Genomic DNA, 16,765 nt, shown 5'->3' on the forward strand with positions numbered 1-16,765 from the left:
TGTTTTTACAGCGAATTGTTGGTCATTACTTAAACATGAGCTACTAGGCAGAGGCTTTGTCGTGTAGTTATACTACATAAAAAGCCGATAACGCAGTAGAAATGACCAACAAATGCTGCCCGAAGGGTTCGGCTAAAAACGTTTTACTCTTTGTTGAGCGATTCTTTGTGAATCAAGTGGTGCTTAGATTACTAGGCAGTAATCCACTCGCCTCGATTAAAACGTTTTTATATCGAATAAAATTTAACCAACAAAGTTCAACAGGCACTAGCAAACTAAAACAATTAATTATTATTAATCGTTTAACTTCAATACCGCTAAGAATGCCTCTTGTGGCACTTCAACGTTACCGACTTGCTTCATGCGTTTTTTACCTTCTTTTTGCTTGTTAAGTAGTTTCTTCTTACGTGAAACGTCACCACCATAACACTTAGCGGTTACATCTTTACGTAATGCTTTAATACTTGAACGAGCAATAATCTGACTACCAACAGCAGCCTGAATAGCAATATCAAACATTTGGCGAGGGATCAGTTCTTTCATCTTTTCAACCAATGCCAAACCACGATGACGAATATTACTGCGGTGAATGATCATCGCTAATGCATCAACTCTGTCGCCATTGATTAAAATGTCCAATCGCACCATGTCCGCAGGATCAAAGCGAATAAAGTTATACTCTAATGAAGCATAACCACGGCTCGTTGACTTGAGACGATCAAAGAAGTCCATTACCACTTCAGCCATCGGCAAATGATAAGTCACCGCCACTTGATTGCCATGATAAACCATGTTGGTTTGTGAGCCACGCTTTTCAATACACAAGGTAATCACGTTACCTAAGTATTCTTTGGGCACTAGAATATTAGCTTCAACAATAGGTTCACGAATTTCTTCGATGTTGTTCAGCGCAGGTAAACCTGATGGATTATCAACATAAACAGTTTCACCACTGTTCATAATCACTTCGTATACCACTGTTGGAGCTGTGGTGATCAAATCCAGGTTATATTCGCGCTCTAAGCGTTCTTGCACAATCTCCATGTGGAGTAGACCAAGGAAACCAATACGGAAACCAAAACCTAATGCAGATGATGTTTCAGGTTCAAAGAACAGTGAAGCATCATTCAAACTTAACTTATTCAACGCATCGCGAAAGCTTTCATATTCATCCGTAGAAATGGGGAATACACCGGCATAAACCTGAGGCTTAACACGCTTAAAACCTGGAAGAGGTTTGTCTGCGCCATTTTTTGCATGCGTTAAAGTATCGCCAACGGGTGCGCCATGAATTTCTTTAATACCAGAAATAACATAACCTACCTCACCAGCACGAAGCTCTAATTTATCTTTTTCTTTGGGTGTAAAAATGCCTATGCGATCAGCGTTATAGTTTTGCCCTGTGGACATCACTTTAAATTTTTCACCTTTTTTAAGAATGCCGTTCTTAATACGTACTAAAGACACAACACCAAGATAAGCATCAAACCACGAGTCAATAATTAGCGCTTGTAAAGGCGCAGATTCATCACCCACTGGAGGAGGAATTTTTGCGATAATTTCTTCTAATACTAAATCAACCCCCACACCGGTCTTAGCAGAACAACGCACAGCATCAATGGCATCAATGCCAACAATGTCTTCAATCTCTGCAGCGACACGATCTGGCTCTGCCTGAGGTAAGTCAATTTTATTTAATACTGGAACAACGTCTAAATTCATTTCTAGTGCGGTATAGCAATTTGCTAATGTCTGAGCTTCTACGCCTTGACCAGCATCAACGACTAATAATGCACCTTCACATGCAGCCAAAGAGCGTGAAACTTCATAGGAAAAGTCTACGTGGCCTGGAGTATCAATGAAATTAAGTAGATAAGTTTTACCATCTTTTGCATGGTAATCTAGGGTGACACTTTGGGCTTTAATCGTAATGCCACGCTCACGTTCTAGATCCATTGAATCTAAAACCTGTGCAGCCATTTCACGGTCAGTTAAGCCGCCACATACCTGAATAAGGCGATCGGATAAAGTTGATTTACCATGGTCGATATGGGCAATAATCGAGAAGTTTCTAATGTGTTTCATTATGCTGCAATGACTACTACTAAATATGATGAAATTGAGGTGGCAAATTGTACCTGATTAGGGGGTTAATACCAATCAGATTAAGCAATAGTGTCTATTTTGGTGCAATTATTGACCATAAATAGGGGTTTTGGAGAGAATGTTAATACCTTACTAGGTTCAATTAGCCTGTTGAGCACAGTATACCTGGTCATGAGTTATCATATAAAGGTTCAGAATACGGTCTAATGTATCGCATTAAAAATGCTGACTAATGCCCTGCACTAATAATACCGACTTCTTGACCTAGATAGGCAATAATGACCGGCGTAGCATCTGCTTCGAGTTGAGCGGCAAAATGCTTGCCAATAAACCAGGCAACCAACGCTCCTACTGCACCAAACGCCATAGCAAATCCATTGGTACTAAGCCCTACTCCAGCGGCTAGCATCTGACCAACCAATGCACATAAAAACAAACCAAATAACGGCAATAAGTACACAAGTGCCGCCGCTTTGATAATGACGCTTTCAGGCAAGCCTATTTTGAGTAAGTCGCCGACATGGCAAGTTTTGTCACTGGGTAATGAAAAACGTTGTGTTTGCACCGAAAATGCTTTAGCTATTGTTGATGTGCCACAATTTTCACTGCTAGCACAATGGTTACATGCACTTTTTAATTCTACCTCAACCGTTGCCCAACCTTGTTGATAATCAACCACTCGGGCAATTTCTTCCATCATTGTTGATGTAGACGATTCGGATATGTGGCTATTCATTTAACAAACTCAACCCGTAAATAATGGCATGACTTTAGCACAATCTTACACATTGGCTAAGCAAGTTTACCGCTAAGCTATATCATTTCTAACGGTTCACTGACGACTAATACGCGTAAGCCGTGACACAATAACTTCGTGGCACGGCTTACTCGTCAATTAATAATCGTTTATTTTAACACTAAACTATTGGCAATTTTATCCAAGGTTTCAGAAGGGACTTTACCAATGGCAACCACCTCAAGTGTTCCGACTTTAACCACCACCATGGATAACCCATTACGAATGAGTAATTCATTTGGCATTGGATTTTCTCCTGCACGGGCAACATACACAGAAATATTAGCTAATCCATCCGTTAACGCAACATACTCAACAGGTTCATGAATACCAATCAAACGATGATGATCACGAACAACGACATCAAAACCCTCTGGTAACCAGGTAAATTGCCAGTTTTTACCATCTGTACGTTCTGCCTGGTTCATTACCGCTGGCCACTCTTGCTTGGCAGCTTCAATTAAAATGTTCGCAGGCTCAGTTAATTCATTAAGCTCTATGACCATGGTTTGTTCAAGTAATTGCTTGTCTTTATTGAGGGTATCAAAACGTAAAGGCAGATAAGTATCCATATCAATCCATACCTGAGCATCATAACGATCATCATTAGCCAATAAACGGATCATCTGCCCTGAACGCCCTGCAATACGACCTCGGCCGCCGATAACAAATTGATAGCCTTTTTCAAGCTGACTTAAATCACCAGATAAAGCAGCAGGCCAAACACCTTGGATACGAGGCGCAACAACGCTATAAGCTGGTTGGTCATGTTCTATAAACGTAACCGTATTGCCAACTCTAACTGCAGTTTTAGGGGGACCATTAAGGTATTCAAGTATAGCGACTTCTTTATTATCGACAATACCATGAATGTAAACAAGCGGACGAATATGGTCAGCTTGTAATTGAATAATAGAGGTTTTGAATTGCTTATCATGCATTGCTTGGCTCATATTATTAAGCCAAGCTTTAGCAGACAAATCATCTTCAGCGTGTGTTGGAAAGGTTAACACTAACATTGCTAGCAGGATAAGGCGCAAGCTAACTCCTAACATGGTGAGATAAGGTTTATGCCAACGGATTATGGATTTACCGCAGCATCTTGCACGCTATTATCAACAGCAACACCCGGATTCAAGCGTTGTTGCAACATATGATCTTGAATATAAGCATTAATACGACGACGCTGTTCTATAACTTGTTCATTCGAATAACTTTGTTGACTTTGTACCGCACCTGTTTGATAACTTACCGGAGACACAGTACCCACTAAAGGACGGGTCATTAGCACTGGAAGTGGTGACTCAACATCATTAGTTTGGTTATAGTTCTGCACACCAACAATGGCTACCATAGCAACGGTTGCTGCAATAGCATATTGGCCAAACTGTTTGAAAAAAGGGACAACGTTTGAACTCGACGCCACATGTTGTTGTGCTTCAACGGTTGCAGCTGATTCATTTTGCTTGGCTTGAGGTGCAATAATTGTCGGTTCAAGCTCAATTGCTGCTGTGATGCTAGCAAAAAGGTCTAAGTCAATGGTTGCCGGTAACTCACCGCGCATCGCATCGCCTATCATGTGATAGCGTTGCCATTCATCATGTGAATCAACGTCAGCAGAAAGCTGCGCCAATGTTTTATCATCGACTTCACCATCAACTGCTGCAGATACCCACTCTTGACTTGATTTAAGCATTATTCACCTATCTAAGGTTAAGGCTGTTACTTTTCCAGCAAAGGCTGGAGCTGTTTGTCGATTGCTTCTCGAGCACGAAAGATGCGAGATCTCACCGTACCGACAGGGCAATCCATTATATTGGCAATATCTTCATAACTCATTCCCTCTAGCTCTCTGAGCGATATTGCCATTTTTAACTCTTCAGGCAGAGTATCGAGCGTATCGAAGATCACTTTACTCATTTGATCTTTCATTAATAATTGCTCTGGTGATGCAAACTCTTTTAGTGCATCACTGCCTTCATAATATTCTGCATCTTCTATATCGACATCGTTTGCAGGTGCTCTGCGCCCTTGCGATGTAAGATGGTTTTTTGCGGTGTTTACCGCAATACGGTACAACCATGTATAAAATGCACTTTCACCACGAAAATTTGCTAACGCTCTGTACGCTTTAATAAAGGCTTCTTGTGTCACATCCGCTACATCCGCTTGATTGCGGACATACCTAGAAATTAAACTCATCACTTTATTTTGATACTTTAGCACTAACAGGTTAAATGCATTTTTATCGCCTTGCTGTACTCGTTCAACTAATTGTTGATCACTATATTGTCCACTCATCCGAGCCGACTACTCCTAAATCTGTAATACTGATTTCTCAGTCGCTCGAATCCTGTTCATATAAGTAGACCTACCAATATGAAGAAAGTTCGATGTTGAATTAAAAAAAGTTAATTTATTTTGCATATAAAAAAAATATCTAAGCAAAATATCAATAAAATACGCTGTAAAAGTACCCAGTCTGAGTAATTTGATTTACTATGATCAAACCACTAAGCCACACCATGATACCTGATGAAACAAGCAGTTGAACATCAATCTGACATTTTGGTCATCGGCAGCGGCGCTGCTGGACTAACTTTAGCACTACATCTTGCTGAAAAATCAAAAGTAATTCTTCTTTCGAAAGGTCCGTTATCTGAAGGATCGACTCTATATGCTCAAGGTGGAATCGCCTCTGTTTTTGATGAAAGCGACACAATTGAGTCCCACGTCAACGATACCTTAATCGCTGGCGCCGGATTATGTGATAAATCAGTTGTGACATACACCGCAGAAAATGCCAAAAGCGCCATGCAATGGTTAATTAATTGTGGTGTGGCATTTGATAAAGAAGAAACCTTAGCTGGAGTCGATAACAGCACCGCCCCCTACCACTTAACTCGTGAAGGCGGGCATAGCCATCGTCGTATTCTGCATTCTGCCGATGCAACGGGTAAAGCGGTGCAAACCACTTTGCAAGAACGGGCTATCGCTCACCCAAACATACAAGTACTTGAACGTTACAATGCGATTGATTTAATCACCACGCGAAAATTGCATCGACCGGGTAACCGTGTACTTGGTGCTTATGTATGGAATCGTGATGAGGAACATGTAGAAACCGTAAGAGCCAAGTTTGTTGCACTAGCAACAGGTGGCAGCTCAAAAGTTTACCAATATACCTCGAATCCGGATATCGCCAGTGGCGATGGTATTGCAATGGCATGGCGTGCAGGTTGCCGTATTGCCAATATGGAGTTTAATCAATTCCATCCAACGTGTTTATTTCACCCTAATGCCAGAAACTTCTTATTAACGGAAGCATTACGTGGTGAAGGGGCTTATTTACGTCGCCCTGATGGCAGCCGCTTTATGCCCGACTTCGACGAAAGAGCAGAACTCGCTCCTAGAGATATTGTTGCTCGCGCAATTGATTATGAAATGAAACGTTTGGGCGCCGATTGTGTCTATTTAGACATAAGCCATAAACCTGCTGATTTTATCATTAAACACTTCCCAACCATTTATCAGCGTTGTCTTGAGTTGGGTATTGATATCACTAAAGACCCCATTCCAGCGGTTCCAGCAGCGCACTATACCTGCGGTGGTGTGATGACAGATCTTCATGGTCAAACAGATATAAATGGCTTATATGCTATTGGTGAAGTGGCCTACACCGGCTTACATGGCGCTAACAGACTCGCGAGTAATTCACTACTTGAGTGTTTAGTCTTTGCCCGTGCAGCTTCACAAGATATCGAAGGTCTGTTGCATAAAATACCAATGCCTTGTCCGATACCGGTATGGGATGAGAGCAAAGTCACTAACTCAGATGAAGAAGTCGTCATCGCCCATAATTGGCACGAATTACGACTCTTTATGTGGGACTACGTCGGAATAGTTAGAACAGATAAGCGATTAGAACGAGCTCTGAGACGATGCTTGATGCTGCAACAAGAAATTGAAGAGTATTATTCAAACTTTCGGGTAAGTAACAACTTATTAGAACTGCGAAATTTAGTCCAAGTAGCAGAACTAATCATTCGATGTGCAATGGACCGTAAAGAGAGTCGAGGTCTTCATTATAATCTTGATTATCCGAAACAAATCGACAACCCTAAACCAACCATCTTACAACCTGGCAATTAGTCATCATTAAGAGAATGAGTTAATTGATACTGCTAATAACTCACTAATAGACGACACAGATTACGATATGCTGTGTCGTCTAACATATCATTCCACACTAGCAATAACTGATATTCTGCCGTTTTAGTGTTCTGCAAATAAATTATGCACAACAATGGACTAATATACGGTTTTTTACTGAGCCTTATTTTTTGGGTGTGTCCACTAAGATCTAATAATGTACCAGTCCCTTTATCACCAAAAGTAAGCAAGCAACGCCAACGTGAGACGCTACGCCAAGCATAAGTAAATATGATAATGATAACGATGAATAATAGCGTTTGAAGGATGTTGTATATCAAGGAAGGATAGTGAGGCCAAGCCAAAAAACTACTTAATATCACAGCGAAAAAGGCCACTAAGGCTCCACGCTGTAAAAACGAAGCACTCAATGCAAATTGCTGCATATAAGTGCTAGTATTACTTGACGAATCTTCCGCCGAGTTAAGGTGCTGCTCTTCCACGGACTTTTATTATCATTTGAGCTAATAATGGATCTTGGCATTGTTCATGACCCATAAACCACGCAAATAACTCCGGGTCCTCACACTCTAATAACCGAATAAAAGTGGTTTTATCATCATCGGACATGGCTTCATATTGGCTTTCGATAAAAGGTTGAAGCAATATATCTAATTCTAACATTCCGCGACGACATGCCCAGCGTACGCGAGCTATATTCATTAATTCCAACACAATTCTCCTGATTTCTAATATCACAAGCTAGCTTATACGGTGCTCAAAATCTTGTACTTGTTTATCTCGTCCTGCAAATAGTTCACCAAAATCCGTTGCCAGTAATGACTTTACCGCAGGATGTTGGATCATTCTCTCGGCGAACATCACATGGTATTCTTCTTTGATATCGGTTGTTTCACCGAGCAGTACCATACCTTGTGACAGTATATCATGACGATAAATAGACGGTGCGACAAAAATTCCTTGATTAAAATAGCCGAATGCTTTCATCATTTCTGCATCGTCAAACTCACCCAAGATACTAACATTAAGACTTTTTTCAGCAAACCAACCGTGTAACTGTTGTCCCAATGATGTCCGCTTACCTGGGATCAATAATTTACGCTGCTCAAGACAAGCTGGAAAAGGAGTTAAGATTTTTTCAGCGCAGAAGAAACTCACACCGCATTCGCCTAGCTTTTTAGATAGAATCTCAGGATATTTCAACGAGCCGCCAGCGCAATCAGATAAAATCATGTCTAGCTTATGCTCACGTAAACGCTCAATAAGACTATCGTGGGTTGATTCATAACACGCCAAATGTACCGACCCGTCATTAGGGATCACGGTTAACAATACTCTACTCACTAAGGCTTTAGATAAAGCATCGGCAATACCGACTTCAAACAGCAGTGAATCATCTTTTTGATAATTAAGTATATCGAGCATTTCATAGCTAAGACTGAACATCTTATCGGCATAACGAAAGACTAACTCGCCTAGTTCAGTTGCCTCCAAGTTACGCCCAACACGCTTAAAAACCGCTCCTTTCAATCTTTGTTCTAATGAGCGAATCTGACCTGTAATGGTCTGAGGAGCAAGGCATAATACTTCTGCGGCTTTAGTCACTGAGCCTTTTTTTTGTACCATCCAAAAATAATATAAATGGTTATAATTTAAATGCTGCATATCAATCACTAACCTAACAAAATTCACTCACACTACTATAGCAAATAAACCGCAACTTCTATTGCTCATTAATCGATACTAATCAACAACAATATTAGTTCACCATAGTTAGTTACCATATTGATTAGCCAAGATTAACCATAAAAAACGCAGCCAAACGGCTGCGTTAAGTAAAGATCGAGTTACTGACTCCGTCGGCAATCCATTAAACTAGTGATCACTGACTCAAGCTCGTCACTGTTATTAACATTGTTTAACGACACCTGCTCTGTGAGTGCTGATACAATTTCAGATTTTACCGGTATATGACTAGAGCAATAATTCAAATTCGCCGATTGGTAACGTTTTCCTGCTCGGTATTTTAGTGCTCTTGACTCGTAATCGTTTGGATTAATTCTTTTCTTTGCCAAATCATCCCGATACATTAGTGCACCATCGACCACACCTTCTAGATAACTTTGGCAAGTCGGTGAATCAGATGATTTTAGACAAACATTAAATGATTCAGCCGATGCAGGAATAACAAAACTGGTCAGTAGTATTCCGAAAGTCAATTTATTCAATTTCATGATTTTACTCCATTTTCAGGCAGTACCTTGGCTAACCAAAAGTAACCAATCACAGCCGCAAATAACGATCCTGTTAAAATACCTAGTCTTGCATAATCACCAAATGCAGCGGGTGAGTGTTCAAATGCTAACGAAGCAATAAACACCGACATGGTAAAGCCAATACCACACATAACAGCAACGGGTATGATATGCCTCCAGCCAATGCCTGGTGGTAATTCAGCTAGCTTCAGTTTTACCGCTAAATAACTAAATAACAGCACTCCAATCGGCTTACCTAACAACAGACCCATGATAATACCCAGGGTGATAGGTTCAGCAAATGTATCAAATGACATATTCGTTAATGACAAACCTGCATTCGCAAAAGCAAATACCGGCAAGATCATAAAGGTACTCCACGGGTGTAGCTTATGCTCTAAATGCTCCGACGGTGAGGAACCATCTTTGGCTCTAAGCGGAATACAAAATGCAATAATCACTCCCGCCAATGTCGCATGTACTCCAGACTTTAATACTGCAACCCATAAAACAAAACCGAGTAAACCATACGGCAGAATTGAACTGACTCCTTTCCTGTTTAGTGCGACCATCAACACGATCGATACCGCGGCAATCACCAAACTAAGCATTGATAAATCAGTGCTATAAAACAGAGCAATAATGACAATGACTCCTAGGTCGTCAATAATCGCCAGAGCTAATAAAAACACTTTTAACGCTACGGGCACACGACTACCGAGTAGTGCCATAATACCTAGTGCAAAGGCGATATCAGTAGCAGCAGGAATGGCCCATCCGATCTGAGTTTCTGGGTTTGAATAATTAAATGCTAAGTAGAATAATGCCGGAAACACCATGCCACCAATAGCAGCAAAACTGGGCAATGATGCCTTAGCTACGCTCGACAGCGCACCTTCAAGTAATTCACGCTTTACTTCTAAACCGATTAATAAAAAGAATAATGCCATCAAGCCATCATTAATCCACAGTAACAGCGGCTTATCGATATCAAGATCACCTACTCTAAACTGCACTTCAGTGCCTAAGAAATCTTGATATACAAACGCTAACGGTGAATTGGCTAAAATCATCGCCAATGCGACAGCAACGATTAATAAAATGCCGCCCGCAGACTCTTGGCTTAAGAAGTTTTTAATTGCACGTTCCATATAACACTCCTAAAAAAACAATAATATAAGTCTATCTGAATCATTGAAACAATAATAATCGATTGTTTCTTGATATTAACTCGGTATTTCCGAGGTATCAAGTCTCGATAAGACTTCTTTATATTTTTATTCAAGTCATGTAGACATTGTGAAGCATAGCGTAGATTAAGCCGTGACCTACAGATTAGGCGGTGTAAATTAACCATCAGTTGGGTATAATCTACAAAAGTAAAAAGGATTAAACAGATGAAACAATATCTAGATTTGTGCCAGCGTATTGTCGATGAAGGCGAATGGGTCAATAATGCTCGCACTAACAAAAAATGTCTAACCGTTATAAATGCCGATCTTGTTTATGACGTTGCAAACAATCAATTTCCGCTAGTTACAACACGTAAAAGCTTTTGGAAATCAGCCATTGCAGAGATCCTTGGTTATTTACGTGGCTATCAAAATGCTGCGGACTTTAGAGCGTTAGGCACTAAAACCTGGGATGCCAACGCCAATGAAAACCAAGCATGGCTAGATAACCCAAATCGCAAAGGTCCCGATGACATGGGATTAATTTATGGAGCATTAGGACGTGCATTCCCAAAACCCGATGGTGGCCATGTTGATTTATTGCAACAGATTGTCGATGATTTAACCGATGGCATCGATAATCGTGGAGAGATTTTAACCTTCTTTCATCCAGGGGCATTTGACTTAGGTTGCTTGCGCCCATGTATGTACGAACACCACTTTTCATTGCTCGGTGATACCTTGTATCTCAATAGCACTCAAAGAAGCTGTGATGTCCCTTTAGGGTTAAATTTCAACATGGTACAAGTTTATGTACTACTGGCATTAATGGCGCAGATAACAGGCCATAAAGCCGGTAAGGCGTATCATAAAATTGTTAATGCTCATATTTACGAAGATCAGCTTGAACCTATGCGCGATATTCAACTACAACGTGAACCCTTTGCCTCACCTAAGTTAATCATTAATCCAAAGATTAAAACCTTAAAAGACATTGAAACGTGGGTGACTTTAGATGATTTTAGTATTGAAGATTATCAGCATCACGACGCGATTAAATATCCTTTTGCTGTGTAAAACACATTTAGTTTATTAATAAAAACGCCTTTGCTCAAGTACTTGAACAAAGGCGTTTTTATACCAATTCGGGTTAGCTCAACAACAGTTTTAGCCCTACAACAACAAGTAATCCTGCAAAGATTTTTTTCAATACGGGTGTTGGCCAAGAGCTTGCAGCTTTTACACCTATGGGCGCGCACAGAATTGAGCTAATAATAATACCGATTAATGCTGGTAAGTATATAAACCCAACCGATCCTTCAGGTAAATTGGGTACATCGAAACCCGCAATGATATAGCCAATGGTTCCTGATACCGCGATAAGCATTCCAGTTGCCGACGAAAACCCCACAGCTTGGCGCATTTGTAAACCACAATAGCTCAAAAATGGTACCAGTAAGACTCCACCACCAATACCCATTAAACCAGCAATTAGCGCTATCAACGATGAGATGATGAATAACACTACAAAACTAGGCAAACTGCTACCCGTTTTAACTTTAAATGGAAACGCCATTTGTGCTGCCATTAACACCACAAAAATAGCAAAAGCCTGTTGTAAATCATCTGATGCTATTTGCTCAGATACAAATGCCGATGCTAAAGACCCTATCACAATCCCGGGGAAAATAGGTTTAAATAACTCCCAAGGAATATTACCGCGTTTATGGTGCGCAACGGCCGAAGACATTGAGGTTAAAATAATTGATGCCAGTGATGTAGCAATAGCAACATGAGTGATTTGTGCAGAGCCAATACCCACGGAAGGTAAAATGTATAACAGTGCAGGCACAATAATTAGCCCACCGCCAATACCTAACAGCCCAGCTAAAAACCCCACCACCGAACCCAACGCAAGGCAAATGAAAAAGACCTGTAGCAAACTATCCACGATGACATCCTTAAAACTGACGTTTGGTTATATTATGAACCATTTTAAAAAATCATCTACGTGTTTTCATAGGCTGATTCAATCGCATTGCTAATCGATGTTAACTAAATCTGATAAATTATTTTTTCGTAAGAAATGAGCCAATATGCCCCTAACCTGGTTACCATTTGACTGTTGTAAAATAGATCCTAACAACTCAGTTAACTGTTGTTTTGATACTCGTCGAAGTAAAAAGTTAATTCTGGCTAAACTACCTTGATTCATGCTGAGTTTGTTATAACCCATAGCAACTAAAAGCAATGCGCCGTAAGGTTCACCGGCAAGCTCACCGCAAACACTAACATCTAAATCATACTGCTTACATTCATCCACAGCGCGTTTTAGTGCACGAAGAATCCCAGGATGGTAACTATCAAATAGCGAACTCACACTAGGATTATTGCGATCGACAGCTAATAAATACTGAGTCAAATCGTTACTACCAACCGATACAAAGTCGACCCGACTAGCCACATCTTGTAATTGATACAATAATGCGGGTACTTCAAGCATAACGCCGATCTTAGGCCTCACTAAAATAGTATTTAACTCTTGATTCAATTCAGTAAATGCTTGCTCTAAATATTTTAATGTTTGATCTATTTCATCAAGGTTACTGACCATCGGTAATAATATTTGCAATTGATTACCGTTGCCAGCGGCCTGCAACATCGCGCGTAATTGCACTAAAAATAACTCAGGATGATCAAGCGATAAACGAATACCTCGCCAGCCTAAAAACGGATTGTCTTCTTTAATCGGAAAATACGGTAACGGCTTGTCACCGCCCACATCCAATGTACGCATCACAACTGGTCTATCTCCTGCGGCACTTAATACCTGGCGATAGACATTAATTTGTTCACTTTCACTAGGAAAGCGTTGATGCAACATAAAAGGAATTTCAGTTCGGTACAATCCAATACCATCAGCACATTCAGCTATTTCAGAAGCAATGCCACTCAATAATCCAGCATTAAGATATAAGTGGATCCGCTGACCATCTGTGGTCACTGAAGGTAAGCTCAGCTCCGCAGAAAATTGCTTTTGCTTTTCAACATCGGCATCAATTAGAAGCTGGTATTCTTCAATCACGGCCGGCGACGGCGACACTAATAGCTGACCTCGATTAGCATTCAGAACTAATAGTTTTTGATCGATATCGATTGATAACACATCATCAACGCCAACAATGGCAGGTACACCTAAAGCACGCGCTAAAATAGCCGCATGGGCATTAACCCCACCACGTTCAGTGACAATACCCGCCAGTTTTTGACGAGGAAACTCAGCTAGCAAAGTAGCATCCACTTCTTTAGCAACTAAAATAACCGGTTTATCAGGTTCTAATTCTAGTCGACCAGGCTCTATAAGTTGTCGAAGTAACTTTTGCCCAAGCTCGCGAATATCACTGGCACGTTCTTTTAGATAAGGATCTTCCATCTCCAAAAACTGTTTGATATAACGAACCGAAACTCTGCTTACTGCAGATTCAGCCTGCCAGCCTAAAGCAACTTCTCGAGCATATTCACCACCAAGGCTAGAATCATCGAGCAGTAATTGAAATGCAGTGAAAATAGAGGCGACTTCAGCAGAGTTTTCACGTTCAAATCGTTGCGATATAGACGACAACATGTCTTTACAACGCTGCATAGCCAACTTTAAACGTTGAGTTTCAACATCAATATCAATACAGCGAACATCGGCTTGTTCCAGTGAGATAACACCGCCCAAAACCAACCCGTGAGCAATGGCAATGCCACTTGATGCATTCACACCACTAAAAAGCACTTGTTGTTGCACATTGGTAATGGCGGCTTTGTGCTTCAAACTGCGAACAACGACTGCTAGTTGAGCCGCTAGAGTCATTAAAAAGGCTTCTTCGCTTTCACTGAATTGACGGGCTTCTGGCTGTTGAACCACAATAACGCCCACAAGCTGTTTTTGAAAAATGATCGGCACAGCCAAAAATGCTCGATATTCTTCTTCTGCAGCTTCAGGGAATAATTTAAATCGCGGATGAATACGAGCATCGGCAAGGTTTACGGCTTCTTCACGCTCTGCAACTAAGCCTACTAAACCTTCCGATAATGGCATGCTGACTCGACCAACCGCGGACTTTTCGAGTCCTTCGGTCGCCGATAACACAAGATGTTGTTGTTCGAGGATATAAATAGAACAGCAGTGAGTTGCCATCGCTAATCGAGTTTGTGACACTAATACATTTAATGCACTTTCAAGGCTGCTGGCTCTGGCAACAGCTTGAGTGATATCCCTGAGCATATTTAACACTGTTCCAATCCTCTTTGAAATCAGTTAACTCCGTTGTTTGCTTCGTTTCTTACTAAACTCACGCGTTTGTAGCGCTAGTGTCGTCGATGCGAACTCTTTCATGACCTTTCTGTATACGTCGCGCTTAAAAGACACTACCTGACGAACAGGATACCAATAACTAACCCAACGCCAATCATCAAATTCAGGATGACCAGAAGAGTTGAGGTTAATAGTATTATCATGACCTTTTAATTGTAGTAAAAACCATTTCTGTTTTTGGCCAATGCAAACAGGTTTGCTTTCTTGGCGAACCAAACGCTTGGGTAAACGGTAACGTAACCAAGATCGAGTGGACGTTAAAATTTGAACATGTTCAGGTCTTAGTCCCACTTCTTCGTAAAGTTCTCGATACATGGCTTCTTCTGCTGACTCGCCATCATCTAACCCACCTTGTGGAAACTGCCATGAATGTTGACCAAAACGTCTGGCCCACATAACTTGCCCAAAATTATTACAGATAATGATGCCCACATTTGCGCGAAAGCCGTCGCTATCAATCACATGGACTCCAAAGATAACAAATTTTATATCGTCTGATTGTTTCACAAAGCATGCCTATCGGCAAACCTCTATTTACTGTGGATAAATGAATAACAATGTTAATAAATCAAAATTATCAACAATTAAACAAACCTACACAGTGGATTATCCACAAAATCTGTGGATATCTCTGTTCGAAACTTTGGTAAACCTTGATAACAGGGTAAAAAAAAGCTAATCACCCCTTAAAATAAATAGTCCATAATTATAATATAATTCTATATAAACATTAACTTAAAAATATTAATAAATTTAATATATGCTTAATTCAAGCTATTGAACAAAAAACAACCAAGATCAATTAAGATGGTCAAACACTCATTTAGCAACTTAAGTTATACACAAATAACAAGGCTTATTTTAAATTAAACAGCTTAAAAAGCTATTTTATTGCGTTGACTTGGTGTTTTTAATCAGTTAAAGAGTCGTTTTATTACAGTTATCCATTAAATCTGTGGATAAGTATGTGCAAAATCTAGGGGAAAACGAGTGTAACTCGGGACAAGTATATTATAAAAACAGAGGCTATATAAAAATCCAAATAGAAACATAGACCTACAATCAAATTCAATCAAATGGTTTTGCCCCAGTAAAATACGGTTACTTTTTAACCTCCCTATAACTAAATAACAAAACTTGTTATCGTTGAATATTACTTGTTAGCATATATGATCAGTTTTAATCGTCGACTCATCAATTTATATAAAAGAGAAATACTCGTTCATGGCTAAATCATCGCCCTTAAATCTTAGCGAATTAATGCAAAGAGCGCATAACATGGCAGGTATTCGCTTAGCTGATATCGCCGCTGATAACCACATAATGGTGCCTGCAGATTTACGCCGCGATAAGGGTTGGGTTGGCCAACTTATTGAATCTGAATTAGGCGCACTAGCAGGTTCAAAACCTCAACAAGACTTTTTGCATTTAGGCGTTGAACTGAAAACGATACCTATCGATCACAATGGCAAGCCACTTGAAACCACCTATGTCACTGTGGCTCCGCTAACAAATATTCAAGGCATGAGCTGGGAAAACAGTGTCGTTTATCATAAATTACAAAGAGTGTTATGGGTACCCGTTGAAGGGGCTCGGAGTATACCTGTAGGAGAGCGTCGAATAGGTACCCCCATTTTATGGCAACCTAACCCTAAACAAGCTGGGCAGCTGCAACAAGATTGGGAAGAGATAATGGAGCTTATTGCGCTAGGCCAGGTAGACAGGATCAGCGCACGTCAGGGTGAGGTACTACAATTACGTCCAAAAGCGGCTAATAGTAAAACGCTTACCCAAAGTATTGCCGAAGATGGCAGTATTAAATTATCCAATCCTCGAGGATTTTACCTTAAAATTGAATTTACTCAGCAGATTTTAGCCAATGCATTTTCATAATCGGTCG

Annotated in this window: 16 protein-coding genes; 3 read left to right on the top strand and 13 right to left on the bottom strand. The window is 40.4% G+C overall.

Annotated features, from left to right (window positions below; translation table 11 throughout):
* Positions 1-294: 294 nt before the first annotated feature.
* The 5 genes from lepA to rpoE form a co-directional block, all read right to left on the bottom strand.
* Positions 295-2,085, bottom strand: coding sequence for a translation elongation factor 4 (gene lepA, locus EGC82_RS16835; protein WP_124731779.1), 1,791 nt, complete (start codon positions 2,083-2,085; stop codon positions 295-297).
* 250 nt (positions 2,086-2,335) lie between these two features.
* Positions 2,336-2,806, bottom strand: a complete 471-nt coding sequence (locus tag EGC82_RS16840; protein ID WP_164839236.1) for a SoxR reducing system RseC family protein — start codon at positions 2,804-2,806, stop codon at positions 2,336-2,338.
* Positions 2,807-3,012: 206 nt separating this feature from the next.
* On the bottom strand, positions 3,013-3,942 hold the full coding sequence (locus EGC82_RS16845) for a MucB/RseB C-terminal domain-containing protein (protein WP_124731781.1): 930 nt from the start codon (positions 3,940-3,942) through the stop codon (positions 3,013-3,015).
* A gap of 41 nt (positions 3,943-3,983) precedes the next feature.
* The gene (locus EGC82_RS16850) at positions 3,984-4,598 is read right to left on the bottom strand and encodes a sigma-E factor negative regulatory protein (RefSeq protein ID WP_124731782.1); all 615 of its coding nucleotides are present in this window, start codon (positions 4,596-4,598) and stop codon (positions 3,984-3,986) included.
* Positions 4,599-4,624: 26 nt separating this feature from the next.
* Positions 4,625-5,203, bottom strand: coding sequence for an RNA polymerase sigma factor RpoE (gene rpoE / locus EGC82_RS16855; RefSeq protein WP_124731783.1), 579 nt, complete (start codon positions 5,201-5,203; stop codon positions 4,625-4,627).
* 234 nt (positions 5,204-5,437) lie between these two features.
* On the opposite strand from rpoE, the gene nadB reads away from it, so the two are divergent.
* On the top strand, positions 5,438-7,054 hold the full coding sequence (gene nadB / locus EGC82_RS16860) for an L-aspartate oxidase (RefSeq protein ID WP_124731784.1): 1,617 nt from the start codon (positions 5,438-5,440) through the stop codon (positions 7,052-7,054).
* Positions 7,055-7,086: 32 nt separating this feature from the next.
* On the opposite strand, the gene EGC82_RS21875 is transcribed toward nadB, so the two are convergent.
* The 5 genes from EGC82_RS21875 to nhaA all read right to left on the bottom strand — a co-directional run bounded on the left by EGC82_RS21875 (position 7,087) and on the right by nhaA (position 10,481).
* Positions 7,087-7,500, bottom strand: coding sequence for a protein YgfX (locus tag EGC82_RS21875; protein ID WP_124731785.1), 414 nt, complete (start codon positions 7,498-7,500; stop codon positions 7,087-7,089).
* A gap of 37 nt (positions 7,501-7,537) precedes the next feature.
* A complete protein-coding gene (locus EGC82_RS16870) occupies positions 7,538-7,786 on the bottom strand; it encodes an FAD assembly factor SdhE (protein WP_124731786.1) in 249 nt (82 codons plus the stop codon).
* Positions 7,787-7,816: 30 nt separating this feature from the next.
* The gene (gene nhaR / locus EGC82_RS16875; RefSeq protein ID WP_124732688.1) at positions 7,817-8,740 is read right to left on the bottom strand and encodes a transcriptional activator NhaR; all 924 of its coding nucleotides are present in this window, start codon (positions 8,738-8,740) and stop codon (positions 7,817-7,819) included.
* A gap of 182 nt (positions 8,741-8,922) precedes the next feature.
* On the bottom strand, positions 8,923-9,309 hold the full coding sequence (locus EGC82_RS16880) for a hypothetical protein (protein ID WP_124731787.1): 387 nt from the start codon (positions 9,307-9,309) through the stop codon (positions 8,923-8,925).
* Positions 9,306-10,481, bottom strand: a complete 1,176-nt coding sequence (gene nhaA, locus EGC82_RS16885) for a Na+/H+ antiporter NhaA (protein ID WP_124731788.1) — start codon at positions 10,479-10,481, stop codon at positions 9,306-9,308. The genes EGC82_RS16880 and nhaA overlap by 4 nt, the downstream gene beginning before the upstream one ends.
* Before the next feature lie 246 nt (positions 10,482-10,727).
* On the opposite strand from nhaA, the gene EGC82_RS16890 reads away from it, so the two are divergent.
* Positions 10,728-11,579, top strand: coding sequence for a thymidylate synthase (locus EGC82_RS16890; RefSeq protein ID WP_124731789.1), 852 nt, complete (start codon positions 10,728-10,730; stop codon positions 11,577-11,579).
* Positions 11,580-11,652: 73 nt separating this feature from the next.
* Here the strand turns inward: EGC82_RS16890 and EGC82_RS16895 are convergent, their stop codons facing one another.
* The 3 genes from EGC82_RS16895 to rppH all read right to left on the bottom strand — a co-directional run bounded on the left by EGC82_RS16895 (position 11,653) and on the right by rppH (position 15,327).
* Positions 11,653-12,453: a sulfite exporter TauE/SafE family protein gene (locus EGC82_RS16895; RefSeq protein WP_124731790.1), complete on the bottom strand. Its 801-nt coding sequence runs from the start codon at positions 12,451-12,453 to the stop codon at positions 11,653-11,655.
* A 90-nt stretch (positions 12,454-12,543) separates the two neighbouring features.
* Positions 12,544-14,784 carry a phosphoenolpyruvate--protein phosphotransferase gene (ptsP, locus tag EGC82_RS16900; protein ID WP_124731791.1) on the bottom strand — a complete coding sequence of 747 codons (2,241 nt, stop codon included), beginning with the start codon at positions 14,782-14,784 and terminating at the stop codon, positions 12,544-12,546.
* A gap of 24 nt (positions 14,785-14,808) precedes the next feature.
* Positions 14,809-15,327: an RNA pyrophosphohydrolase gene (gene rppH / locus EGC82_RS16905; protein WP_124732689.1), complete on the bottom strand. Its 519-nt coding sequence runs from the start codon at positions 15,325-15,327 to the stop codon at positions 14,809-14,811.
* 762 nt (positions 15,328-16,089) lie between these two features.
* On the opposite strand from rppH, the gene mutH reads away from it, so the two are divergent.
* Positions 16,090-16,758, top strand: coding sequence for a DNA mismatch repair endonuclease MutH (gene mutH / locus EGC82_RS16910; RefSeq protein WP_124731792.1), 669 nt, complete (start codon positions 16,090-16,092; stop codon positions 16,756-16,758).
* Positions 16,759-16,765: the final 7 nt, after the last annotated feature.

This window comes from Shewanella livingstonensis (assembly GCF_003855395.1).
Classification (GTDB): Bacteria; Pseudomonadota; Gammaproteobacteria; order Enterobacterales; family Shewanellaceae; genus Shewanella; species Shewanella livingstonensis.

What these genes read in the sequence shown, in the direction of transcription:
- nadB (WP_124731784.1), top strand. Translation starts at nt 5,438, where the DNA reads ATGAAACAAGCAGTTGAACATCAATCTGACATTTTGGTCATCGGCAGC.
- mutH (WP_124731792.1), top strand. Translation starts at nt 16,090, where the DNA reads ATGGCTAAATCATCGCCCTTAAATCTTAGCGAATTAATGCAAAGAGCG.
- lepA (WP_124731779.1), bottom strand. Translation starts at nt 2,085, where the DNA reads ATGAAACACATTAGAAACTTCTCGATTATTGCCCATATCGACCATGGT.
- rpoE (WP_124731783.1), bottom strand. Translation starts at nt 5,203, where the DNA reads ATGAGTGGACAATATAGTGATCAACAATTAGTTGAACGAGTACAGCAA.
- EGC82_RS16880 (WP_124731787.1), bottom strand. Translation starts at nt 9,309, where the DNA reads ATGAAATTGAATAAATTGACTTTCGGAATACTACTGACCAGTTTTGTT.
- nhaR (WP_124732688.1), bottom strand. Translation starts at nt 8,740, where the DNA reads ATGCAGCATTTAAATTATAACCATTTATATTATTTTTGGATGGTACAA.
- EGC82_RS16890 (WP_124731789.1), top strand. Translation starts at nt 10,728, where the DNA reads ATGAAACAATATCTAGATTTGTGCCAGCGTATTGTCGATGAAGGCGAA.
- EGC82_RS21875 (WP_124731785.1), bottom strand. Translation starts at nt 7,500, where the DNA reads ATGCAGCAATTTGCATTGAGTGCTTCGTTTTTACAGCGTGGAGCCTTA.
- EGC82_RS16850 (WP_124731782.1), bottom strand. Translation starts at nt 4,598, where the DNA reads ATGCTTAAATCAAGTCAAGAGTGGGTATCTGCAGCAGTTGATGGTGAA.
- nhaA (WP_124731788.1), bottom strand. Translation starts at nt 10,481, where the DNA reads ATGGAACGTGCAATTAAAAACTTCTTAAGCCAAGAGTCTGCGGGCGGC.
- EGC82_RS16840 (WP_164839236.1), bottom strand. Translation starts at nt 2,806, where the DNA reads ATGATGGAAGAAATTGCCCGAGTGGTTGATTATCAACAAGGTTGGGCA.